General features: G+C 32.7%; 27 protein-coding genes. 13 read left to right on the top strand and 14 right to left on the bottom strand.

The window, feature by feature from the left end:
* Window position 1 precedes the first annotated feature (1 nt).
* From CAV_RS02305 to dnaJ, 3 genes are read right to left on the bottom strand one after another with little or no spacing between them, the layout of a single operon-like run.
* Window positions 2-2,509, bottom strand: coding sequence for a CDP-glycerol glycerophosphotransferase family protein (locus CAV_RS02305; protein ID WP_094324906.1), 2,508 nt, complete (start codon window positions 2,507-2,509; stop codon window positions 2-4).
* Window positions 2,493-3,563 carry a galactosyltransferase-related protein gene (locus CAV_RS02300; protein WP_094324905.1) on the bottom strand — a complete coding sequence of 357 codons (1,071 nt, stop codon included), beginning with the start codon at window positions 3,561-3,563 and terminating at the stop codon, window positions 2,493-2,495. Before CAV_RS02300 ends, CAV_RS02305 begins: the two co-directional genes overlap by 17 nt.
* Window positions 3,564-3,574: 11 nt before the next feature.
* Window positions 3,575-4,687, bottom strand: coding sequence for a molecular chaperone DnaJ (gene dnaJ, locus CAV_RS02295; protein ID WP_094324904.1), 1,113 nt, complete (start codon window positions 4,685-4,687; stop codon window positions 3,575-3,577).
* A gap of 194 nt (window positions 4,688-4,881) precedes the next feature.
* Between dnaJ and CAV_RS02290 the strand changes: the two genes are divergently transcribed.
* From CAV_RS02290 to recR, 3 genes are read left to right on the top strand one after another with little or no spacing between them, the layout of a single operon-like run.
* Window positions 4,882-5,550 carry a response regulator transcription factor gene (locus CAV_RS02290; RefSeq protein WP_094324903.1) on the top strand — a complete coding sequence of 223 codons (669 nt, stop codon included), beginning with the start codon at window positions 4,882-4,884 and terminating at the stop codon, window positions 5,548-5,550.
* Window positions 5,547-6,782: an ArsS family sensor histidine kinase gene (locus tag CAV_RS02285; RefSeq protein WP_094324902.1), complete on the top strand. Its 1,236-nt coding sequence runs from the start codon at window positions 5,547-5,549 to the stop codon at window positions 6,780-6,782. Before CAV_RS02290 ends, CAV_RS02285 begins: the two co-directional genes overlap by 4 nt.
* Window positions 6,772-7,338, top strand: a complete 567-nt coding sequence (recR, locus tag CAV_RS02280; RefSeq protein WP_094324901.1) for a recombination mediator RecR — start codon at window positions 6,772-6,774, stop codon at window positions 7,336-7,338. The genes CAV_RS02285 and recR overlap by 11 nt, the downstream gene beginning before the upstream one ends.
* Here the strand turns inward: recR and CAV_RS02275 are convergent.
* Entirely contained in the window at window positions 7,319-8,341 is a 1,023-nt protein-coding gene (locus CAV_RS02275; protein WP_094324900.1) for a hypothetical protein, read from the bottom strand. The two genes, recR and CAV_RS02275, sit on opposite strands and share 20 nt — an antisense overlap.
* Window positions 8,342-8,426: 85 nt before the next feature.
* On the opposite strand from CAV_RS02275, the gene CAV_RS02270 reads away from it, so the two are divergent.
* The gene (locus CAV_RS02270; RefSeq protein ID WP_094324899.1) at window positions 8,427-8,963 is read left to right on the top strand and encodes a thermonuclease family protein; all 537 of its coding nucleotides are present in this window, start codon (window positions 8,427-8,429) and stop codon (window positions 8,961-8,963) included.
* On the top strand, window positions 8,956-9,132 hold the full coding sequence (locus tag CAV_RS08965) for a hypothetical protein (protein WP_094325523.1): 177 nt from the start codon (window positions 8,956-8,958) through the stop codon (window positions 9,130-9,132). Before CAV_RS02270 ends, CAV_RS08965 begins: the two co-directional genes overlap by 8 nt.
* On the opposite strand, the gene CAV_RS02260 is transcribed toward CAV_RS08965, so the two are convergent.
* From CAV_RS02260 to ribA, 4 genes are all read right to left on the bottom strand, one after another.
* A complete protein-coding gene (locus CAV_RS02260; RefSeq protein WP_186821774.1) occupies window positions 9,129-9,737 on the bottom strand; it encodes a hypothetical protein in 609 nt (202 codons plus the stop codon). The genes CAV_RS08965 and CAV_RS02260 overlap by 4 nt on opposite strands.
* 136 nt (window positions 9,738-9,873) lie before the next feature.
* Entirely contained in the window at window positions 9,874-10,641 is a 768-nt protein-coding gene (locus tag CAV_RS02255) for a hypothetical protein (RefSeq protein WP_094324898.1), read from the bottom strand.
* Complete coding sequence (gene rsmG, locus CAV_RS02250) at window positions 10,583-11,182, bottom strand: 16S rRNA (guanine(527)-N(7))-methyltransferase RsmG (protein ID WP_245807422.1); 600 nt, start codon at window positions 11,180-11,182, stop codon at window positions 10,583-10,585. Before rsmG ends, CAV_RS02255 begins: the two co-directional genes overlap by 59 nt.
* Complete coding sequence (gene ribA / locus CAV_RS02245) at window positions 11,179-11,739, bottom strand: GTP cyclohydrolase II (protein ID WP_094324897.1); 561 nt, start codon at window positions 11,737-11,739, stop codon at window positions 11,179-11,181. Before ribA ends, rsmG begins: the two co-directional genes overlap by 4 nt.
* Before the next feature lie 56 nt (window positions 11,740-11,795).
* On the opposite strand from ribA, the gene hemB reads away from it, so the two are divergent.
* Genes hemB through CAV_RS02220 form a run of 5 tightly spaced genes read left to right on the top strand, consistent with a single transcriptional unit; the run spans window position 11,796 to window position 16,793 of the window.
* Window positions 11,796-12,779 carry a porphobilinogen synthase gene (gene hemB, locus CAV_RS02240; RefSeq protein ID WP_094324896.1) on the top strand — a complete coding sequence of 328 codons (984 nt, stop codon included), beginning with the start codon at window positions 11,796-11,798 and terminating at the stop codon, window positions 12,777-12,779.
* The gene (argF, locus tag CAV_RS02235; protein ID WP_094324895.1) at window positions 12,776-13,678 is read left to right on the top strand and encodes an ornithine carbamoyltransferase; all 903 of its coding nucleotides are present in this window, start codon (window positions 12,776-12,778) and stop codon (window positions 13,676-13,678) included. Before hemB ends, argF begins: the two co-directional genes overlap by 4 nt.
* Before the next feature lie 10 nt (window positions 13,679-13,688).
* Complete coding sequence (locus tag CAV_RS02230; protein WP_094324894.1) at window positions 13,689-14,180, top strand: DUF2603 domain-containing protein; 492 nt, start codon at window positions 13,689-13,691, stop codon at window positions 14,178-14,180.
* On the top strand, window positions 14,167-15,522 hold the full coding sequence (gene hemN, locus CAV_RS02225) for an oxygen-independent coproporphyrinogen III oxidase (RefSeq protein ID WP_094324893.1): 1,356 nt from the start codon (window positions 14,167-14,169) through the stop codon (window positions 15,520-15,522). Before CAV_RS02230 ends, hemN begins: the two co-directional genes overlap by 14 nt.
* Window positions 15,522-16,793 (top strand): (Fe-S)-binding protein, encoded by a 1,272-nt coding sequence (locus tag CAV_RS02220; protein ID WP_094324892.1) that lies wholly within the window; start codon window positions 15,522-15,524, stop codon window positions 16,791-16,793. The genes hemN and CAV_RS02220 overlap by 1 nt, the downstream gene beginning before the upstream one ends.
* Here the strand turns inward: CAV_RS02220 and pdxA are convergent.
* Both pdxA and CAV_RS02210 read right to left on the bottom strand, forming a co-directional pair.
* Window positions 16,765-17,859 carry a 4-hydroxythreonine-4-phosphate dehydrogenase gene (pdxA, locus tag CAV_RS02215; protein WP_094324891.1) on the bottom strand — a complete coding sequence of 365 codons (1,095 nt, stop codon included), beginning with the start codon at window positions 17,857-17,859 and terminating at the stop codon, window positions 16,765-16,767. The genes CAV_RS02220 and pdxA overlap by 29 nt on opposite strands.
* On the bottom strand, window positions 17,852-18,622 hold the full coding sequence (locus CAV_RS02210; RefSeq protein ID WP_094324890.1) for a pyridoxine 5'-phosphate synthase: 771 nt from the start codon (window positions 18,620-18,622) through the stop codon (window positions 17,852-17,854). Before CAV_RS02210 ends, pdxA begins: the two co-directional genes overlap by 8 nt.
* A 55-nt stretch (window positions 18,623-18,677) precedes the next feature.
* Between CAV_RS02210 and CAV_RS02205 the strand changes: the two genes are divergently transcribed.
* On the top strand, window positions 18,678-19,634 hold the full coding sequence (locus CAV_RS02205; protein ID WP_094325521.1) for a Ppx/GppA phosphatase family protein: 957 nt from the start codon (window positions 18,678-18,680) through the stop codon (window positions 19,632-19,634).
* Here CAV_RS02205 and CAV_RS02200 read toward each other — a convergent pair.
* The 4 genes from CAV_RS02200 to rpe all read right to left on the bottom strand — a co-directional run bounded on the left by CAV_RS02200 (window position 19,612) and on the right by rpe (window position 22,823).
* Window positions 19,612-20,352 carry a YaaA family protein gene (locus CAV_RS02200; RefSeq protein ID WP_094324889.1) on the bottom strand — a complete coding sequence of 247 codons (741 nt, stop codon included), beginning with the start codon at window positions 20,350-20,352 and terminating at the stop codon, window positions 19,612-19,614. The genes CAV_RS02205 and CAV_RS02200 overlap by 23 nt on opposite strands.
* 2 nt (window positions 20,353-20,354) lie before the next feature.
* Entirely contained in the window at window positions 20,355-21,293 is a 939-nt protein-coding gene (locus tag CAV_RS02195) for an NAD(P)-binding domain-containing protein (protein ID WP_094324888.1), read from the bottom strand.
* A 106-nt stretch (window positions 21,294-21,399) separates the two neighbouring features.
* The gene (locus tag CAV_RS02190) at window positions 21,400-22,179 is read right to left on the bottom strand and encodes a 3'-5' exonuclease (protein WP_390088456.1); all 780 of its coding nucleotides are present in this window, start codon (window positions 22,177-22,179) and stop codon (window positions 21,400-21,402) included.
* Window positions 22,176-22,823 (bottom strand): ribulose-phosphate 3-epimerase, encoded by a 648-nt coding sequence (gene rpe, locus CAV_RS02185; RefSeq protein ID WP_094324886.1) that lies wholly within the window; start codon window positions 22,821-22,823, stop codon window positions 22,176-22,178. The genes CAV_RS02190 and rpe overlap by 4 nt, the downstream gene beginning before the upstream one ends.
* A gap of 136 nt (window positions 22,824-22,959) precedes the next feature.
* Between rpe and rpmB the strand changes: the two genes are divergently transcribed.
* Both rpmB and CAV_RS02175 read left to right on the top strand, forming a co-directional pair.
* Window positions 22,960-23,151: a 50S ribosomal protein L28 gene (gene rpmB / locus CAV_RS02180; protein WP_094324885.1), complete on the top strand. Its 192-nt coding sequence runs from the start codon at window positions 22,960-22,962 to the stop codon at window positions 23,149-23,151.
* 108 nt (window positions 23,152-23,259) lie between these two features.
* On the top strand, window positions 23,260-23,478 hold the full coding sequence (locus tag CAV_RS02175) for an HP1242/YdcH family protein (protein ID WP_094324884.1): 219 nt from the start codon (window positions 23,260-23,262) through the stop codon (window positions 23,476-23,478).
* The last annotated feature ends 14 nt before the right edge of the window (window positions 23,479-23,492 follow it).

The raw sequence follows: 23,492 nt of genomic DNA, 5'->3' as shown, positions 1-23,492 counted from the left end.
CTTACAAATCAAGACTTAAAATTTCTTTATAAATTCTTTCGCAGTTTTTGCCATCATTAAAAGCAAAAAAGGCTCTTGCCCTACTTAAAAAAGGCTCTTTAAATTCGCATTTTTCGTTTTTATAAAGCTCGGCTAAAAGCTCGTTTAAATTTTTACAAACAGCTCCAAAGCCATCTTTTTCATAGTCAAAATACCCGCTTTGCCACTGAGTTAAAAAAAAGCTTTCCTTATCAAAATGATAATAAAGCACGGGCTTAGAAAGCTTAGCTACATCAAAGGCTACGCTTGAATAATCCGTTATTAACAGTGCTGTTTTTGCAAAAAGCTCTTGTAAATTTTTGCCATTTGCAAGTTTTATCCCTTTATCAAGCCTAAAAAAATTTAAATAAGGCAAAATGTTTGGGTGAGGATTAAAACAAAGCTCATAAGAGTTTTTTTCGCAAAAGTTTAAGAGCTCATACGAGCTTAAAAGCTCATTATATTTTTTAAAATAAAGACTTTGAGTGAAGTTTTTATTTATCCTTCTTGTGCCAAGCTTTTTGCTAAAAGCACCTACTATGTCGCGTCTCCAAGTAGGCATTATAAGTATGTATTTTTTTTCTTTTTTTAAGGTTAAAAGCCTATCATGTCTTGCTAAACCAGTAAGCTTGACCTCTTTTTCAGAAAGTTTGTAAGCACTTTCATCTACAAAGCTTTTAAATTCAGGCTTTGCACTTGTTATCAAAAGGTCTATTTTTCTTTGATTTAACCAAGCCGAAATTTCTTTTTCTAAAATTCCGTGCTGTAAAAAAATGAAATCTTTTGTTACAAGGGTATTTTTGCCAAAAGCCCCATAAAAATACCTATCTATATGAGAACTTATAATCTTATCGGCTCTAAAAAGTAGATATAAAAATTTAAAAGAATTTAAATCTACTAAGTTAAAACCCTCATCAAAAAGCCTTTTAAAATCCTCGCTTTTTTTAGATAAAACAAAGTAGATTTTTTTATCTATTCTTTTGTGTCTTAGGTAGCGGTATAAGTGCTCTGCATTATCATCAGCTCTTAAATTTGAATCGGCAAAAAGCCATATTTTATCATTTCTTGCTCTTCTTTTTTTAAGACTTTTAAGCTCCTTATAAAGCTGGTTTAAATTTTTAAGCTCCTTGCCCTTAAATTCTAAGATAAAAGCCCTATGATCAAAATCCTTTTTAAAAGCCTCATCAAATTTTATCCATAATCTTTTTTCATAAACAAAATCCTCATCTAAAAAAGAAATTTTCCTTATCTTTTCAGCTGTGATTTTTGAATTTTTTAAAAAATTTTCATAGTTTTTAGCGTAAAAAAAAGAAAGCAAAAGCTCATCTTTTTTTTCATCTAACTTTTCTATAAATACTCTTTGTTTTGCTTGCAAAGTTTCATTTTTAAAAAGATGAAAAAAGCCTATTTTATGAAAATGTTTTATCCCGCAAAGCTTAAAATTTACTATGTGCTCATTTGGTAAAAGCGTGAAAATTTTTCTTAAATGAAAGCTTAAATTTAAACTTTTTATCTCCTCATTTTTTACATTTAAAAGCCCATCAACAAAGTAAAAAATATTGTATAAAATGGTATTTGAAAGAAAGCTTGGTATAAAACCCAAATCTTGTTTATACTTACGCAAAATTTCCTCAAAAAAATCTGCATAAATAAGCTTATATTTAACCCTGCTTGGTGAGCTATCTAAAAGCGAGGTTTTATTAAATCTCTTTCTGTAATAATACCTAGCTTCCTTTAAAAATGCCACTTTTTTATCATAATTTTGTAAAAAGAAAGTTAAGATAAAAATAACATCTTCGCCATAAGATAAATCCTTTTCAAAATGCAAGTTATCATCTAAAAATTCTCTTTTAAAAAGCACAGAATTTGTAGCAAGTTGTATAAAGGTATCTAAATTTTTTATGTCTTTTACGCAAGTTTTTTTAAACTTAAAATTTAAGCTATGACTGTCCTTATATCTAACAACTCTTCTTTCTCTATAAAAGATAAAATTTGCACAAAGCATAGCTAAATTTTTATCATTTTTTTTAGTTAAGAATTTATCCATTTCATAAAAAAAATTTCTATCTAAAATATCATCACTATCTGCAAAATTTACAAATGTAGCTTTTATATCACTTTTTTTAAGATAAGATAAGCCCAAATTTCTAGCAGAACTAACTCCCTCATTTTGTTTATATATGTAGTGTATGTTTTTAGGATATTTTTTAAGATATTTTTTAATGATAAAAAAGCTTTCATCGTTTGAGCCATCATCTACAAGTATAAGCGTGATATTTCTTTTAAAATCAAGCCTTTGATTTATGATAGAAAGTAAAAAATCATCTAGATATTTAGCACAGTTATAAAGAGGCGAAATTATGACATAACTTTGCCTCGCCTTATATTTTTTAAGCAAGAATTTTTTAAAAAAATTTATGCAAGGATAAAGCAAAGCACCTTTAAAAAAATATCTTGAAAGCTTTAAGGTATTTTCACTTAGGTAAAACATTTTTGCCCTTAAAAATTTTCATATCCTTAAAAAAAAGCCTTGGAGAGCTAATAAATTTTCTAAATAATCTATAAAATTTAAAATGAGAAATATAAATTTTTAAAAAATTTCCGCCCTTTTGTTTGCCGTATTTTATCTCGTATAAATAAGGCTTGTAAGCTAAATTTTTTAAAGGAAAATTTCTTTGTTTTTCTAAGTTTTTAAATTCTTTTTCATAAATTTTAAGCCTCTCAAAAAAAAGCTTGTGATTTTTTTCTCTATTATCAAAATAGCCATTTTGATTTATGGCTTCGTGATAAAAATGCAGTGCATAAAGTCCAAGATACATAGTTTCGTATCCTAAAAGTGAAAATAAGGCACGAAAGCCCTCATAAGTATCAAAGTTCCAATTTCTAGCATCGTAAGCTAAATTCCTTGGCATTTTTTCAAAAGATAAGGTTTTTAGCATAAGCCTAGCCAAAAAATCAAAATCCTCATAACCATGTCCAAGAAAATTCTCATCAAAGCCGCCAAGTTCTAAGAATTTTTGCTTATTTACAACAAGCACAGATGAAGCACTAGCTAGGTTTAAAACTATCTTTTTTTCAGCTCTTAAAATATCATTTTGCGCCAAAGTATCCCACAAAGCCTCATCAACAGAGTTTAAAAACTCGCTACCCTCTTTGCTTAGATAAAGACAGGGCAGTAAAAAAAACTCTTCCTCTTTTTCATCGATTTTTCTTATCTTAATAAGCTCTAAAATTTTTTCTAAACTTTTTTGGGATAAAAAACAATCTATGTCTAAAAACAAAAGCACCTTAGAATTGGCTTTTAAAGCACCTAAATTTCTACAAGCTCCTTGAGAAAAAACCTTTTGTTTTTCATCCTTTAAATAAATATGCCCTTGTCTTAAGAGCTCATCTTTAAAATCAAAATCCTCGCTTGAAAAACCCTCGACAAAGATAAATTCCAAATTCTCATCACTCTTAAAAGAGTGAATTTTTTTAAAAAGCCTTTCTTTTATGAAAGGTCTTTCTTTACTAAGTCCAAAGGGAATGATGATAGAAAGCTTCACAAACTGCCTTTTTACTTAAACCACGAGGCAATCTTATCGAAAAAACCTTGTTGTTCTTGATGAATTCCCTCTTCATTTACTCCAAAACTTTCGTTTAATTTTGCTAAAAGCTCTTTTTGTTCGTCATTTATGTGCTTAGGAAAGCTTATGCTAATTTGCACTATTTGCCTGCCTATCTCCTCGCTGTGTATGTCCTTTACACCCTCTTTTTCTAAAACAAAATGATCACCGTCTTTCGCACCCACAGGCAGTTCCAAAAAGGCATGTCCTCTTATGGTAGGAATTTTTACCTTTGCTCCAAGTGCTGCTTGAGTGAAGAAAACAGGGAATTTGAGGTATATATCGCTACCATCTCTTATAAAGGTTTCATCATCTTGCACCGAAATTTTAACCAGCAAAGCCCCTCTAGAGCCGCTTTGAGTGAGATTTCCTCTTTGTGCTACTCTTAAACTCATCGCATCATCAATGCCTTCTGGTATGTCAAGCTCTATGCTGTCTCTTTTATTTTCATATCCTAAACCGGAGCAAGTTTTACATTTGTCTTTAACAATGCTTCCCTCGCCCCTACACTCATCGCAGGTTTGAACAAAGGTCATAAAGCCTCTGCTAAGGCCAACTTGTCCCCTGCCCTCGCACTTAGGACAAATTTTTACTTCTCCGTCTTTTGAGCCTGTACCCTTGCAATCTTTGCAAAAGCTCTTATACATAAATTCTACATTTTTTTTAGTGCCAAATACAGCTTCTTTAAAGCTTATAACAAGTGGTATTGATAAATTTTCGCTGTATTTTTCACTGCTTTGCCTTTTGTTTCTTTTTCTTGAGCCTGAAAAGCCAAAAAAATCCGAAAAAATGCCCTCTATGTCTATATCGGCGAAATTAAAACCAGAGCCTTGCATACTGCTTTTAAGACCGTCTCGTCCATATCTGTCATAAATAGACCTTTTCTCATCATCGCTTAAAATTTCATAAGCTTCGTTTATGAGTTTAAATCTAGCCTCAGCCTCTTTATCGCCTTGATTTCTATCTGGGTGGTATTTTAAAGCTAGTTTTCTATAAGCTTTTTTTATACTGTCTTTATCTGCTGTTCTTGTGATTTCTAGTAACTCGTAGTAATCAATCTCCACTATGTTGTCCTTTTTTAAAGTAAAATTTGTATTTTAACAATATTTCTTATATTTTTAAGAAATATTATAAGTTTTTTTTGTGTAAAATTTTTCATTTTACATGTAAAATTACTTTATAATTTCATAAGCTTTAAATATTTTTTGTTATACTTAGACTATTGTTATACTTAGACTATTGTTTTAAAGGACTTGAGATGGTAAATGTAATTATGATAGAAGATGATAGCGAATTTGCAACGCTTTTGTCTGAATACTTAGCCCAATTCAACATCAAGATAAAAAATTACGAAGATCCTCGTCAGGCTCTGTCTTGCGATGTGTCTTTGTTTGACTGCTTAATTCTTGATTTAACCTTGCCTGATATAGACGGGCTTGAAATTTGCAAGAAAATTCGCAGAAAAAGCGATATACCTATCATTATCTCATCAGCTAGAGGCGATATCAGTGATAAGGTTGTTGGCTTTCAAATCGGTGCTGATGATTACTTACCAAAACCTTATGATCCTAAAGAAATGTATGCTAGAATAACCTCTCTTACAAGGAGAGCGAAAAAAAGTGACAGAACAACATTTGATGCAAATTATTTATTTAGAGTGGATGCGAAAAGACATGAAATTTATTATGACAAACAAGTTCTAACACTTACTCCAGCAGAGTATGACATACTTTCTTTTTTGATTAATCAACACGGCTTTGCTGTATCAAGAGAGCAGCTCATACACAATTCAAGTGCCTTAAAATACAAAGATAGCAAAAGCATTGATGTTATTATAGGAAGATTAAGAGCTAAGATAAATGATAGCTCTAAAAATCCTAAACACATATTTTCAGTGCGTGGCATAGGCTATAAACTCATAGGATGAAATACTACTCAACAAGGACTAAGATTACCATAGCCTTTTCTTTGGCCTTTTTTTTCATTTGTATGTTTTTTATAGTAACGGTTTATCTAGAAATTCAAAAAAATAATAAAAAGCTAAATGAACAGCAACAGCACTTCGTAGATAACATACTAAACAACTATAACGCCAGCTACGATAAAGATATAATAGTATATTTGCAAAGTACCGGTTTTAAGATATTACATGATGATGAGTTAGCGCAAAGGGTAAAAAAACACGGCACGGTAAGTTTTTCTACAGTTAAATTTTATGGAGAATTTAAGCTAATATCTTATAAAAATCAGCTTTTTTTGTGGTTAAAAAACAGCCAATACGACTTGGTTTTATATATAAATAGAGCTTATATAAGCTTTGAGTTTTTGCTTTTTGGCTTTTTGCTTGCTATATTTTTCTTTTTGCTTCTTTATTTTGCAATCATGGAGTATTTAAACCCGCTTAAAATTCTATCAAATCAAATTGACCAGATAATGAAAGGTAAAAAATTCACATCTTACAAATACAAACAAGATGAGATAGGCAAAATAGCCTTTGAATTTTTTAACATCTTAGATAAAAATCAAAATTTACTCTACTCAAGACAGTTCTTCCTAAGAGCCATTATGCATGAGCTTAAAACGCCGATTGGCAAGGGCATGATAATAGCACAGCTACTAAATGACGAAAAGCAAAAAAACAGATTGTTAAAGGTTTTTAAAAGACTTGATTCTTTAATAAATGAATCAGCTAAAATGGAAAATTTGTTCTCAAAAAGCTATGTGTTAGAGCCTAAAGAATACAAATTTAAAGAACTAGTTATGGCTGCTAAGGATTTATTGATGATTGATGATTTTGATAATAAGGTCATAATCGCAAGAGGAGAGGATATAAAGCTTACAGCGGACATAGAAACCTGTGCTTTGGTCTTAAAAAATCTTATAGATAATGCCATAAAATACTCTCTTGATGGTATTTGCATAATAGAATGCTTTGATGAGTATGTCATAGTCAAAAACAAGGCAAAGGCACCGCTTAAATATAAATTTGAGGAATACACAAAGGCCTTTGTTAGAGAAAAAGGAAACAAGCAAAAAGGCATGGGACTTGGACTTTACATAGTGGATCAAATTTGCTCAATGTGTAATCTTAGCCTAAATTACAGCTTTGAAAATTATTATCATATATTTAAAATATCAAGGGTGAAATATGGCCAATGAAAAGATAAATGAGCTAGTAAATAACCTAAGCCTTTTGCCTAGCATTGGTAAAAAATCAGCCCTAAGGCTTGCGTATTTCTTAAGCAAAGAACACAGCCTTAGCCTAAAAATCGCACACAACATAGAAGAGGTGGTTCGCTTCGTAAAACCTTGCATAAGGTGCGGAAATTTAAGTGATGATGAGTTGTGCGAGTTTTGCGTAAATGAAAATAGAGATAAATCCTTGCTTTGCATAGTCGAATCAGCTAAGGATATATTAATCATAGAGGAAAGCTCTAGTTTTAACGGGCTTTATTTTGTGCTTGATGAAATAAGCGATGATAAAATAGACAAGCTAAGAGCCATGATAAATATAAATTCTTGCAAGGAATTAATCTTTGCCTTAACGCACTCCGTGCATTCTGACGCTTCGTATTTTTTCATAGAAGAAAAACTTAAGGATTTAAATTTAAGCTTTTCTAAGATAGCGCAAGGAATTCCTAGCGGGGTGAGTCTTGAAAATGTTGATTTAATCTCCTTGCATAAGGCCATAGCCTTTAGAACGAAGTTGGATTAAAATCCGTGCTGCTTAAATTTTGCTCGCAGTCCTCGCAGCCCTCCTCACTTAAAAACATCTCGTATTTTAAATCATTTTTTGAAAAATTAAAATAAGAATTAAAAGTTAATAAACTAACATCAAGACCCATGAAACCTAACTTTGCTTCATAAAAATTCACAAAGTCTTCATCAACTTTGGCAAAGATAAAATTTCTCTCATCAAATTTAAACACAAAAATATCATCTATGCAAAAAAAATCCTGTATCAAAGCATGCTTAAAATGTCTAGGCGTGTTTACGCCAAGGTAAAACAAATCATCTTTTTTATGCAAACTTACACTAAACTCATCGCTTAAATAGCCATCTTTGTATATGTAATAGCTGTGATTTGACAGATTATATAAAAAATCATTTTCTTTGATATTTTTTCTCCAAAGCTCCCATTTTGCGTCTTTTGAAAATAATTTTCTTCCAGATAAATTAGCAGTATTAAACAAACTTTCCTCCAAATTCACATTTGAAGCAAAGAAAAGCTTGTTTAAATCAACAAATTCAGGCTCATCTTTAAAAAACACTTCCTCATCTAAGCTGGTAAAATAGTCCTCAAGCTCTACGGAGTTTTCTTTTAAATTTGTAATTTTTAGACTATAAATTTCATCTTTAAAGCTTAGTTGATACGAATAAAAGGCGTTTGAAAAGCTAAATTTAGTTAAGCCTTCACTAAGCTCGATAAAAGCATCCTTTAAACTAAAAACTTTTTCGTTTTTCTTATCTTGTATATTAAAAATAGAATCTATGCAGTATAAGCTAGTGTTTTCATCAAGCGAATTTAACTTACAGTCAAATTTTAAACCCAGGATATAGGCCTCATTTTCAAGAAATATTTTAGCCTTATCTTGCTCTTTTTCGCTAAATTCTGCGCTGTTATTTAGCTTAGTAAAATTAGCCTCTTGTCTATCTTTATCTTGTTTATCGCAAGATATGAAAAAAAGTAAAAAAATGATAAAAACTAATCTAAGCATAATTTTAAATCCAAAAAAATCCTAATTTCTTACCAAAGTTTTATTAATTTTAATATAATAAAAGTATCAAAGTAAAGAGTATTTAATGAGATTAAGAAAAAAAGATATTATAAATTTACGAAAAATAGCAAGTGATCCTAAAAAGGTCTTTGTGCTTTTAATCCTTGGGACTTTGATATTTTTCCTAAACTCCTTTATAGCAAGTCAAGACTACTTGCAAGGCAAGGTCGTAAAGGTAATAGATGGCGATACTATCACACTCTTAGATGAGGCAAAAAAAACTCATAGAATTCGCCTCTTTGCAATAGACGCACCAGAATCAAATCAGGCCTTTGGCAAAAAATCAAGAGACTTTCTAGCCTCTATGATAGCTTCAAAACACATAAAGGCCATAAAAAAGGATAAGGATAAATATGGAAGGATTATTGCTAAGATAGAATTAAACAATGAGGACATTAACAAAAAAATGGTGGAAAACGGCTACGCTTGGGCTTACACTTACTACAGTGATATATATAAAAAATACGAAGAGCAAGCACGGTCTCAAAAACTAGGTCTTTGGGTTGATAAAAACCCGATAGAACCTTATAAATGGCGAAAGATGAATGATAAAAATGACTAAGCTTATAATGACTTTTTTTGTGCTGCTTTTTTTCAGTGCTTGTTATATAAATGAAAGAGGTATATCAAATAGGTATTATGATGACTGTACCTATTATTACGACGCTACGGGAACTTACCGCGAAAGCTGTCCTAAAAATTGGATTGATATACCGTATCTAAAGCCTTAGTTCTTTTTGCTCATCAAGTCAGCAACCATGGCCATGCCATCAGCTTGAGTTGGCATGGCGGCGGGTTTTACGCTCTCTTTATCTTGTTTGTCTTCGTTCTCTGTTTCGCTTGAGTCTGAAAGCTTTTTGTTTTGCGGTCTTTCCATTTTAAAGATATGAGCGTCAGTAACCACTACTTGCATATTTGCTTCAAACACTTTTATTTCTTTTACAAAACCTGAAACCTTCACTTCCCTTTTTCTTGAATTCTCATCAAACAAAGCCTGTGCTTCTAAGAATAAAACATCGCCAAATTTTAAGGGAGCATAAAAATAACTCTTGGATGAAATTAAGACGGAGTATTCTTTATTCACCGCAGCTAAGGCTACATAATTTGCCGCTGCAAAAACAAAGGCGTTAAGAAGCAGGCCTTGCTCATCCACTATCATATCAGCTGTGCCTACAAAAATAGACTTGGCATGATTTTTGCTTATCTCATATATATGCCCGCAAAGGTTATTATTTATTTCAGGGCAGGATATTAACTCACTCTTAGCGTGAGCTAAATCCTCTTGTGAGACATACTGTTCTATCTGTGCGTCTACAAAACTCTCGGGATTAGTCATTACTCAACCTTTATAAAATATTAACCTTCAAACCTTGTGAGTATATCGACTAAAAAGAAATTAACTTCATAGTTTTTTATAATTTTCTTGTAAATTTAAATTCTTTAACTTAGGCTAGCCTTTTAAGCTAGCAAAGTTAATTTTTTATCAAAACAAAGCACTCTTTTTCATCAAAAAGCCCCAAAGATAAATCCCTTTTTTCCTTTGGCATTAGTTTGCATTCCTCTTTTAGCAAAACCACATCAAGGCCTTGTATTTGGTTATTTTCTTGTCTTAAATCATTGCTTGGAATGAAATTTTCATGCTTTAAGATGTAATTTTTCTCATTAAAGCCTATGATATACTCATTATCCTTTATCTGTGATGCTAAAAATATTATGTTATTGTTATCTTTATTTAGGGATTTTACTAATAAATTTAAAAAATTTTCATTTTTATTAAGAGACTTTAAAAACTCGCATAATTTTAAAAACAAAGTATAATCCGTGCTAAGTGCCAAATTTTTAGGCACAAGCTCTTCATTGCTTGCCTTGTAAAGAGCCATAAAATGACTTATATCCTCAAATTCATACAAAAAATTATTAGCATAAAAACTAAGCGCTATGGCTAGATAATCAGCACTTAGCCTCTCATCTTTTATGGCAAGCAAGGTTAATCTAGCCTTTTTCAAGGCCTTTAATTTTAAGCTTTTATCTAAATTTACTTTGGCAAATTTAGCCTCTAGGGCGTGTCTTATGAGATTATAACTTGCTGTTCTTTGTTCGTGTTTACTAAGGCTTGTTAAGTCCTGCTCCAAAAACTTGTCAAACACATTATCTAAGGCATTAAGTTTTAAGGCAAAAAAGCTAGATAAGAGCGTGTAAAAAACAATAAATTCTCTTATCCTCAAAGCTAAATAATTCATAGTTTTCACATCCTTTTAACTCATCTTTTATCTTGCTGCCCTTATAAAGCGCGAAAATGGTGTTTTTATCACAAAAATTCATACAAAGATTTACAAGCTCTTTAACAGGCATCAAAGCTCTTGAGCTTATCACATCGGCTTTTATGTTTAAGTTGCTATCTTGAATTTTACTCTTTTGTATGCTTAAATTTTTGAGTTTTAACTCACTTTTTAGCAAAAATAAAAAGGCATTTTTTTTCGAATTTGGCTCAAATAAATAAAAATCAGCCTCCAGTAAAAAGGCTAAAAAAATAGCAGGAAAGCCCGCTCCACTGCCAACATCTACTATATTTTTGGCATAAGTTAAATCCTTAAAATCAAGCACTTTTATACTATCTAGAATTTCTTTTTCTAAGCTCTTAAATCCGCTTATATTATGCACTTTTTGATAGGCTAAAAAAATTTTTTCATAAGAAAGTATCCTAGAAAAAAACATATCTTTTTTTTCTGTACTTAGCTGTTTTAAAAAATTTGATTTTTGCTCTATCAAGCTTAAATTCAAGATAAATGCCCCATTTTTTCTTCTTTTATCTTTAAATAATCTTGGTTAAATTCATTTGAAGAAATTTTTATAGGAATTCTCTTTTTTACCTCTACTTTTAGGCTATTGATTTTTAAAGGATTGTTTGTTATCAAATTTATAGCCTTTATCTTGTAATAATCTAAGATAAAATCCACCACATCGTACTTTCTTTCATCTGCCTTAAAGCCAAGTTTTAAATTTGCTTCTATGGTATCTAAGCCCTTATCTTGCAAGGCATAGGCATTGATTTTATTTAACAATCCTATGCCCCTGCCCTCTTGCCTTAGGTAAATTACCAAGCCGCCGTGTTCTTGTATGTATTTTAAAGCATACTCAAGTTGGGCACCACAGTCGCATTTTAAAGATAGCAAAGCGTCTCCTGTTAGGCATTCTGAGTGAATTCTAACATTTACAACATCTCCTAAATCTTTACTCATTATGCACAAATGCTCTTTCTCGCCCTCTTTAAAACTTTGCACCTTAAACATTCCTAATTTAGTAGGTAAATTTGCAAGTTCTGATACTTTTATGTCCATATATTAAAACCTTTATACTATAATTTAAGGAGATTTTAGCCAAAAAAAGGAAACTTATGTTTAAAAGATTTAGAAGGCTTAGATTTAATGAAAATTTAAGACTTATGTTAAAAGAAACTAGCCTAGAAATACGAGATTTTATATATCCTTTATTTGTGGTAAGAGGCGAAGGCGTGAAAAACGAAATTTCATCCATGCCCGGCGTGTTTCAAATGAGCTTAGATAATATCTTAAAAGAGTGCGAAGAATTGCAAGAATTAGGCATTAAGGCCATAATACTTTTTGGAGTTTTAGAAAGCGAAGAAAAAGATAGTATAGGAAGTGAAGCCTTAGATGATGATTCTTTGATAGCAAGCAGCATAAGAGAAATCAAAAAAAAGTTTCCAAACTTGTTTGTAATTAGCGATTTATGCTTTTGCGAATACACAGAACACGGGCACTGCGGCATAATAAATCCTAAAACAAAAACAGTTGATAATGACGCTACGCTTGAAATTTCAGCAAAACAAGCCTTAGTTCATGCAAGGGCTGGTGTTGATATGATAGCACCAAGCGGTATGATGGATGGCATTATACACACCTTAAGAGAGGCTTTAGATACTAACGGCTTTGAAAATTTGCCCATTATGTCGTATTCTACAAAATTTGCTTCGGCGTATTATGGTCCCTTTAGAGAGGTTGCTGGCTCAAGCCCTAGTTATGGAGACAGAAAGACATACCAAATGGACTTTGCAAATGCCAAAGAAGCCTTGCTTGAAAGCTTAGAAGATGAGTTGCAAGGTGCTGATATCTTGATGATAAAACCAGCACTTGCTTATCTTGACATTGTCAAAGAACTTAGCTTAAATACCAAGTTGCCAATCTGCGTTTATAATGTAAGCGGGGAATACGCCTTACTTAAGGCTGGAGAAAAAGCTGGTGTGATTGACTATGAAAAGGTGCTTTTAGAAAGTATGATAGCATTCAAAAGAGCTGGAGCAAAACTTATAATCTCGTATCACGCTAAGGAAGTAGCAAAACTTTTAAAGGATAACTTATGAGGCATTTTTTAAGCTTGAAAGACTACACAAAAGATGAAATTTTAGAGCTAATCAAAGGTGCTGTAAATATAAAAAAAGAGCCTAGAAAACTGCTTGTAGATAAAAGATTGGCTATGATTTTTGAAAAAAATTCAACTAGAACAAGAATGGCTTTTGAGTTGGCCATAACAGAACTTGGAGGCAAGGCTTTGTTTTTGAGTGCAAACGACTTACAGCTAAGCAGGGGTGAGCCTATAAAGGATACGGCAAGGGTTATTGGCTCTATGGTTGATTTTGTCATGCTTAGGGTTAATAAGCACGAAACGCTTTTAGAATTTGCCAAATACTCAAAGGCACCTGTTATAAACGCACTTAGTGATTTGTATCATCCCACGCAAGTTTTAGGAGATTTGCTAACCATACAAGAGTATAAAAAAGAAGGCAAAATAGCTTTTGTAGGCGATACAAACAATATGTGTAATTCTTGGTTGATTGCCGCTTCTATCTTAGGATATGAACTTAGCGTTGCTTATCCTGAAAATTACAAGATAGCTCCTGAAATTTTAGACATAGTAAAAGAAAATGCTAAAAAAAGCGGAGCAAAAATAGAATTTTACAATGACAAAACAAAGGCCATAAAAGGCAAAGATGTTGTTATAACTGATACTTGGGTTTCTATGGGACAAGAAAGCGAAAAAGAGAAAAAGCTAAAAGACTTTAAAGACTTTATGATAGATAAACAGGCTATGTCTTTTGCAAACCAAGGCGCAATCTTGCTTCACTGTTTGCCAGCATACAGAGGCTACGAGGTAAGTGAGGAAATTTTTGAAGAACATAGCGAGGTGATTTTTAACGAAGCGGTAAATAGATTGTACGTGGTAAAATCTTTGCTTTGCTTTTTAAGCTCAATTAAATGTTAAAGGGATAGATATGAAAAACAATCTTGTAAAATCCTCAACTTCCATCGATAAGATAAATGAATTTAGCAAATCTTTAGGCTTAAAAGATAACGAAAAAACTGTGTTAGAGGTGGTAAAAAGCACTGATACTACAAAATTACTAAATTTAAGGCAGGGTTCTTACTCTAATCCCGAGCCTTGGTTTATCATAGATGAAGACGATAAGGTGCATACTATCTTATCCATCGCTAGTCTTAAGGATTTGCTAGAAAATGTTAGAGAATTAAGAAAAGAAAATTTCGAGCTAAGGCTTGAAAAGGCTATATTTCAACGAGTTCCTATAGATTTTAATGATGTATGGCTTGTGGCCATGGATGAGATTAAAAAACAGATGATGAAAGGTGTGAGCGATTTAAGCATAGATTTAGATGTTTTGTTAGAGCAGATTAAAAAAGAACATCCAAATTTATTTGTAGATGTAAATGCTTTTTTGGCAGGAAAAGACGAAAATGAGAGATTATAAGGCCTTTACTCGCTTTTCCAAAGCAGGACCTAGATACACATCTTATCCCACTGCTGTTGAATTTAATACCTCTTTTAGCTATGATGATTACATATCAAGGCTTCGTTCCTTGGATAAAGAATTATCGCTTTATTTTCATCTTCCCTTTTGTAGGTCTGCTTGTTATTTTTGCGGTTGCAATGTCATATACACGGCTAAAGAGGAGCTTAAAAGTAGATACATCGACTTTTTATTTAAAGAGCTTGATATACTAAAAAATACCATAAACACCGAACAAAAGGTCATACAGCTTCATTTTGGTGGCGGCACTCCAACCTTTTTTTCAGCTGCTTATCTTGAAAAACTTATAAAAAAGATAAAATCCACTTTCACAAATTTTGATGAAAATGCTGAGCTTAGCTGCGAGATTGACCCAAGATTTTTAAACGAGGAGCAAGCCCAGCTTCTTTGCAACGAAGGCTTTAACAGGATAAGCTTTGGCGTGCAAGATTTTGACGAAAGAGTGCAAAAAGAAATTCACAGAATTCAAAGCTTTGAGCTTAGCAAAAACGCTATACAAATGATGAGAGATAGGGGCATAAAGTCCATAAATATAGACCTTATCTACGGGCTTCCTTATCAAAATTTGCAAAGTTTTGCTAAAACCTTGGACAAGGTCATGCTATTAAATCCCGATAGGCTTGCTATATTTAACTACGCTCATGTTCCTTGGCTTAAAAAAAATATGAGAAAATTTGATGAAAGCACACTGCCAAGCCCTGATGAAAAACTTGAAATTTTGGAGTATTGCGAGAAATTCTTGACAAAAAATTCTTACAAGATGATAGGAATGGACCATTTTGCAAAAGAAGATGATGAGTTATTTAAGGCTCTTAAAAATGGAAGTTTGCATAGGAATTTTCAAGGATACACAACAAAGGGCGGTGCAGCCTTAATAGGCGTAGGACTTACGAGCATTGGAGACGGGGGCAATTATTACGCTCAAAATTACAAGGATATGAAAGCTTATGAAGAGGCTATTTTAAATGGTAAATTGCCCTTTGAAAAGGGAATTGTATTACATGATGATGATATGCTAAGAAAAAAAGTTATCATGTCTTTGATGTCGAATTTTTACTTAAATATAAAAGATATAGAGGATAAATTTAAGATAAATTTTTGGCAATATTTTGAGGATGCTTTAAAGCAGCTGGAGGAATACAAGGACTTTTACGATATAAAAGATAAGGAAATTTTTGTAAATGAAACCGGGGTTTTGTTGATTAGAAACATAGCTATGTGTTTTGATGCTTATATGTATAAATTTAGCGATGATAAAAAAGTATTTTCAAAGACTGTGTAATGTTAAATAATATCAAAAATATAAGTTCTGCCTGCGTTAAATGCGGAAAGTGCATACAATCTTGCACTGTTTATGACATAAAAAAAGACGAAACTAACTCACCACGCGGTTTTTTAGACCTAATTTCTGCTTATAAAGATGAGAATTTAAAGCTTGATAAAGGCTTAAAAAAGGTATTTGAATCTTGCTTTTTATGTACTAGGTGCGTGGAAGTTTGCCCTAGCAATATCAGGGTGGATACTGCCATTGAGGCGGTTCGCTTTGACATAGTCAAGCAAATGGGCATAGCTTGGTATAAAAAGATTATGCTATACCTGCTTTCTCATAGAAAAGTTATGGATTTAGCAGCAAAATTTGGCTATGTGTTTCAATCCTGTGCCTTTAAAATTCAAGACAATTCTATGATGAGGGCTAAATTTTCTTTGCCTATGATTAAAAAAGATAGGCTCTTAATTGCCTTTAAGAAAAAAAGCTTTTTAAACTCAAACCCAAATTTTATAGATAATAAAGGCGAAAAAAGCATAGCATTATTTGTTGGTTGCCTTGCTAATTATTCTTATACAAGCACGGCATTTAGCATACTAAAGATAGCTAAAAAGCTAAATATAAATGTGGATTTAATGCAAAAGCAAGTTTGTTGCGGTGCGCCGCATTACTTTACCGGAGATTTTAAAACCGTTGAAAGCTTAGCCAAAAAAAATATAAGTTATTTTGAGGAAAAGCTCAAAAAAGTAGAAGCTATCATAATCCCCGAGGCCACATGTTCGGCTATGATAAGGGTTGATTATGAGCATTTTTTCAAGCTTATAAATGATGAAGAGTGGGCTAAAAGAGCTAGAAAAGTTAGCGAGAGAATTTTCATAGCAAGTAAGTATTTTTATGAATTTACGCCTTTACTTCAAGTGCTTCAAAAACTGCCAAAGAAAGATTATAAACTTACTTATCACGACCCTTGTCATTCTAAAAAAATGCAGGGCTATCACAAGGAAGTAAGAGAGCTTTTAAAGGTTAATTTTAAATTTAAAGAGCTAGACGACACAAATTCTTGCTGTGGTTTTGGCGGGCTTAGTATGCAAAGTGATTACTACGATGAGGCCTTAAAAGTGGGCTTAAAAAGAGTAAAAGACATAGAAAAAAGTGAGGCGCAAATTCTTAGTGCTGAGTGCTCAGCTTGCAGAATGCAGCTTAGCAATGCCTTGCACCAAAGCAAATCAAACACAAACTTTAAAGCTCCCTTAGAGCTTATAGCTTCTTGTTTTGATGAGACTTAATCTTTGCTAGTTTTAAAGCTGTTTTAACCGCTTCTATGTAGCTTTTATTGCTTATCTTAGCGTTTTTATAGGCCTTATCAAAGGCTGTGCCATGGTCTGGGCTTGTCCTTATGATAGGCAAATTTAAACTTATATTCACACTTTCATCAAAATACAAGGCCTTAAGAGGCGCTAAGGCTAAATCATGATACATGCTAACCAAACGGTTACATCTTTTCAAAGCATCAGCCCTAAAAGCCGTATCAGCCACTAATAAATCCTCAAGATATATATTTTTACCGCTAGAACTAGCCTCACAGTGCCTTAAAAAATTCTCATCGGCAATCAACTTTTCAAGCACTTGCTTGCTTTGCTCTTTTTGCTTAAGATAAACATTGCTTATCCTAATAGCCCTTAGCATTATCTCTTCCTCCTCTCCGCCTATGGTCTTAAAATCGGACGCGTGAGGGTTAAAGGCCAAGACACCTATTTTTTTAAAATTGCTACTCTTATAAAGATTTATAAAAAAATTACAAAGTTTTTCAACGGTTATATGCTTACTTACATCTCTGAGCGCTATGTGCTCGGTAAATAGGGCTACAAAAAGCTTTTTATTGCCAAGAACCATTATGGCTTCTTGCTTGAAAAAATCCCTCAAGGCCTCAGTATGCCCCTTGTATAAAATTCCAGCTTCCTGCCAGGCCTTTTTATGAATGCTCAATGTTACCAAAGCCTTGGCATAATTCATAGAAACGAAATTGCAAGCTGCCTTAAATGAGGCAAAAGAATACGCCCCGCTTTTTTTGTCAATTTGCGAAGGCCTTATCTCATAATCACTTTCATAAGATACATCAAGCTTGGAATAAAATTTATTTCCTTTAAAAACGCAATCTTTGCTACCGTAAAATTCAACTATATGAAAATCTTTTGGAAGTTTTTTATCTAAAAGCTTGCAGGCTTTTAGTAGTAAATTTTTATGTATGAAATAATACGGAGTGCAAATTTTACTAAGCTTTTTATGACTTTTTAAGATAAGCTCTAAAGAAATTCCGTTTAAATCCCCGACGCTAACAGCAATCTTAGCCACACAATTCCTTCATCTGTAAAATAGCCTCTTTTAAGCCTACAAATACGGCTCTTGCTATTATGCTTTGGCCTATGTTTAGTTCTTGTATCTCTTTTATCTTGACTATTTCTTTGACATTTTTATAGTTAAGCCCATGCCCAGCTGCTACCTTTAAACCAAGCTCCTTAGCCTTTAAGGCACAGTCTTTTATGCTGCTAAGCTCCTCATCTAGAATTTTAAATAATTTATCTTTTTTTACATCTAATTCTTTTATCGCGTAAGGTGTTTTTAAGATATTTGTAAAAATAGCACTGTGTAAATTTGCAAACACCCCCGTATGAAGCTCTATAAAATCAGCTTCAAGCTCGCAGGCCTTGTGAATATTCTCAAGCTTTGCATCGATAAATAAAGATACTTCTATACCCTCATCTTTAAGTGTTTTTATGATGTCTTTTAAATTCTTTAAATTTAAATTTAAACCGCCCTCAGTGGTAAGCTCTTGCCTTTTTTCAGGCACTAAGGTAATTCTAAAAGGCCTTGCTTTTAAGGCTATGTCTATCATCTCTTTTGAGGTGGAACACTCCAAATTCACTATACTCTTACAATGAGTAAGTATGTCCTTTAAGTCATTTTCATTAGTATGGCGTCTATCCTCTCTTACATGCAAGGTTATTTGGTCAACCAAGCTAGATACCAAAATCGCAGCCTCCAATAAATTAGGCTCATCTACCATCCTAGCTTGTCTTAAAACGGCAATATGGTCAATATTTACACCCAAAAGCATGAAAAATCCTTAAATTTTTAGTAAAATTATACTCTATTTTAAAGGAAAAAATATGATTTTAGGCATAGATTTAGGCTCAAATACGCTAAGAGCCGTTTTAATGGATGAGAATTTAACTGTGATAAAAGAGGCTGAATTTATAGTGGCTGCTGCTAAAAATTTATCTCAAAATAATCTAATAAGCAATGAAGCCATAGCTCGTTTAAAAAACGCCTTGCGAAATTTAAAGGAACAAAATTTTGACCTTACAAAAGCAAGAGCAGTCGCAACAGCTGCCTTTAGAAAGGCTAAGAACACAGAGCTTATTTTCAAGGAAATAAAGGATGAATTTAATATAGAATTTAAGCTAATTGATGCCAAAGAGGAGGCTAGATTAAGCGTTTTAGGTATGCAAAATGCTCTTAATAAATTAGGTATAAAGGATAAAAAACTTCTATTTTGCGACCTAGGCGGTGCATCTTGCGAGCTTTCTTTTGCAAATACCACTAAAAGCTTTGACTTTGGCATAATAAGCTTTTATGAAAAGGCCATGAAAGCCGAAAACTTAGGGAAAAACTATAAAATTTCAAGTCTAAAAACAAGGGATAAGATACTTAAATTTCATTTTTTACTAAAAGATAGAAAGCTTAAAAACATAGCTATCTTAGCCTTTAAAGAGGTATTTTTAGCTAAGAGTTTTTTAAGAAAAAGCAAGGCTAAAAAAATTGTGCTAAACTCAGGAGTTCCTACGGCATTAGTAGCACTAAAACAAGGGCTTTTATATGAGGAATATAATGCTAGTTTGATAAATGGTAAAAAGCTTTATAGAGGGGATTTTTTGTATTATGGCTTAAAGCTTTGGTATATGAGCGAAGAAAAGGCCTGCCTTTTGGTTGGCAAAAATCGCAAAAACTACCTAGTCGCTGGCTGCTTTTTACTCTATGCACTCTTTGAAAAAGAAGAGCTGATAGTAGTTGATGAGGGCATTAGAGAGGGTATTTGCATAGATTTTATGAAAGAATTTCGATGCTAACTTCAGTCTTTTTAGGACTATCTTTTATGTCAATTACTCTTAGTTCCTTTGGCAAAACACTTAGCAAGGCTTCATTACTTTCAACTTGATTTTGCGCCATAATCCTAAGCAACAAGCCTCTATAAGCCTTGGCAAAATGACTTAGCACCTTTTTATCTTTAAAAAATTTATAAGTGTAAAATTTCTTGCTTGGCACATAAAATTTATCATAAAATGAAGCTCTTAAATCAAGCACCTGCTCATCTTGCAAAAACTCATCTAAAGCCTTTGAAAAAGTCTTTTTGTAAAAATTTGCTATATCTTCATTGTTAAGCTTAGCGCCTTGTTTGAATTTGTAGTTTGTAATGCTATCTTTAGCCAAAATAGGGCCAAAAAGATTTGAAAATATAATGGTGTTATTCTTAACATACTCTTTTGCACTTTCATCAAGAGAGGCAAAATCAAGATATTTATAAGACACCCCGCTATATCTAGTAATGGCCATTGAGGTCTTAGCCTTAAAAATGTCTCCTTTAAAGGCCAAAATATCATCTTCTTTTTTAAGCTCAAAAAATTTTTCTAAATCTTTTAAAGAAGCAGTATTCACAAAGTCATTGTAAGCTTTTAAGGGCTTTAAGCGTTCCTTGTAAAGCTCCTTAAAGATAAAAGAATTCTCACTAATCTCAGCTAAGCTCGATGAAGAATTCTTAGCCTCACTAGGAGAGAAAAGAATTTTCATACTTAGCTTAAATAAGTGCTTATGATAACGCCGTCATTAAGAGCCACCACTATGCTAGCTCCATTTTTACTAGCTATATCTCCGGCTACAAAGATGCCCTTTACATTACTTTGTTTGTTCTCATCAAACACAGGCACGCCCTTATCATCCACTTCTATGCCGCATTTTTGTAAGAAATCAACAGGAGTTGAACCACCGATAGCATAAATCACTCTATCATAGCTTTCAGTGCTACCATCGTTAAATTTTATCTTAGCCTTGGAGTTTTCATCCTCTATTTCTTGTATATCCACGCCTAGCTTTAGTTTAAGCTTTCCATTTTGATTGCATTCATTTACATCATTTAGGTTGGTATCATTTAATCTTGTAAATTTATCTCGTCTGTAACAAAGGGTTACATCATTATTTTTACACAAATCAACAGCGTATTCAGCGGCAGAATTTCCCCCGCCGACAATTATAATCTTCTCATTTCCTAAAACAGAATTTGCATTAAAATTTATGATTTTATTTAAAGAACTAGGTATTTTGTAATCAGGCTTATTTGGCTTGCCCATTCTACCTATGGCCACTACTATGTTTTTACATTCATAGCTTCCCTTTGTTGTATTCACAACAAAAAATTCACCGTTTTTCTTAACGCTTTCAACCTCACTGTTAAATTCAAGCTCTAAATTGTGCTCCTTAATGGCGTCTCTAAAAGTTTGCAAAGAACTTTCCTTAGTGCCATCCTCAAAAGGAACATGCCCTCTGTTTGTGCTATCGTGGCCTTTGTATTCCTTATCAACCCTTTTGCCATCTTTATAAAATTTCAAAAAAGTTTGACAAATATCATCAGCCTTTTCTAGTATCAAAAGCTCTTTATTTTTCAGCTTTGCCTCAACCCCAGCACCTATGCCAGCGGGACCTGCACCGATTATTATTAAATCAAATCTTCTCATCTAAAACCTCTTTTTTTATAATTTTTTCTAAATTTAATAAATTTGTGTAAATTAAAAGCTATATTAGAGAAATTTTAGTAAAAATTCTAACGCAACTGTTTTAAATTTACACGATTTTATTTCTTTGTGCGTATTTTTTTATGTTTGACTTGCTGAAATTTATCAAATCCTGCGTGCTAGATATGTAAAATGGCAGCTTTGAAATACAGTATTTAAGCACCTCTGAAGCTGCTTTTGCGTCATCTAAAGCCCTGTGGTGGGTGTTTTGTATATTTAACAAATCCTTTAAGGCATTAAGTCCGTATTTTTCACTATCTATCAATCTTTTTGCTAGGTCTATGGTGCAAAGCTTTTGATTTAGCAAAATGCCAAAACCGCATTGATACAAGGAAGCCGAAATAAAATTATAATCAAAAGCCACATTGTGCGCCACAAAGATACTATCTTTTAAAAAAAGCCTGAATTCGTTTAAAATATGCGGCAAGGACGGTGCGTTTTGCAACATAGATGAAGTAAGGCCTGTTAGCTCTTGTATGGTGCTTGGGATGAAATCTGCTCTTATTAAAGAATGAAAGCTGTCAATTTCCTTTGAATTTTGAATTTTATACGCACCAATTTCTATTATCTGCCCTCCTCTTTTAAGGCTTGCGCTGCTTTCTATATCAACCACGCAAAAAATTTCATCTTTAATCTTTGTATGCTTTGCCTTAAGCTCGAATTCGTTTTTTGAGTTCAGCCTCACTCCAAGACCTAGCAATTCTATCATATACTCATCAAGCTCTAAGCCCTGAAGTTCATCAAGCAAAGAAAGTTTATCTATGAGCCAATTATACGGCTTGCTTTGTTTGCTCAAGGCTTCTATGATATGTTCTACTTCGCAACTCAAAATTCAAGCTTTAAAGAATTTATAGAATTTTTATAATCATTTGAGGAAAATATATAAGAACCAGCTACCAAAATATCGGCTCCGGCCTCGTCCAAGTCGCTGGCATTTAAGCCATTTACTCCCCCATCAACCTCTATAAATAATTTTAGGTTTTTGCTATCCACTAGCTTTCTTAATTCTTTTATCTTGTCATAAACTAAATTCAAAAAGCTCTGCCCGCCAAAGCCGGGATTTACGCTCATTAAAAGCACTAAATCGCTGAATTCTAAAAGATGTATTATGCTAGAAATTGGCGTGTGTGGATTAAGAACTATGCCAGCGCCAACGCCGTGTTTTCTTATATACTCACACAGTCTTATAGGGTGTTTTTCAGCTTCTATATGAAAGCTAATGAATTTAGGCTTTAATGGCAAAAAAAGATCCACAAAAAAAGGCACATTTTCAACCATTAAATGTATATCCAAAGGCACAGAACTTATCTTAGAAATATCTTTTAATACGCAAGGTCCAAAGGTTAAATTCGGCACAAAATGACCATCCATAACATCTATGTGAAGCAAATCAGCTCCAGCTTCGCACACTTTAACAATCTCATCTTTTAAATTTAAAAAATCAGCAGATAATAAAGAAGGTGCCACATACATAATCACAAGCCTTTTATTTTTATATCGCGCATTATACTAAAGCTGTGCTTTAAAAAAACTGATATTTTAAGCTTTAATTTTATTTTATTTTGGTATAATCTCGCCTTTAATTAAAATTTAATAAAAGAGGTGTTATATGGCTAGAATTTGTGCTTTATCAGGCAAAGGACCAATGGTTGGTAACAATGTAAGTCACGCGAACAATAAAACAAAAAGAAGATTTTTACCAAATTTAAGAACAGTTCGTATAAAACTAGAGGACGGAACTGTTAAAAAGATACGGGTAGCAGCTTCGACATTAAGAACTCTAAGAAAAAACTCCAAATAAACACGGGGTATCAACTCCGCGTAATTTTATTTTGAATTTGCGTTGCATTTTTATGTAATTTGCTGTTTTTTATGATACAATGGATGTATATTTTTTTAAGGAGAATTTATGTGGCACGAGTATAGAGCCTTAATGACGGAACTTAAGGGCAAGGACAGGCATTTTGATAGTCTTTTTGAAAAACATAATGAACTTGATGATAAAATCAAAGACGCTGAAGAAAATAGAGTTTACCTAGATGATATAGAACTTACTAAATTAAAAAAAGAAAAGTTAAGAATTAAAGAAGAGTTAGGACAGTACCTAGCCAGCTTATCTAAAAAATAAAACAAAATCTATAC

The organism is Campylobacter avium LMG 24591 (genome assembly GCF_002238335.1).
GTDB classification, from domain to species: Bacteria; Campylobacterota; Campylobacteria; order Campylobacterales; family Campylobacteraceae; genus Campylobacter_D; species Campylobacter_D avium.
This window is presented reverse-complemented; position numbering and strand designations above follow the sequence as displayed.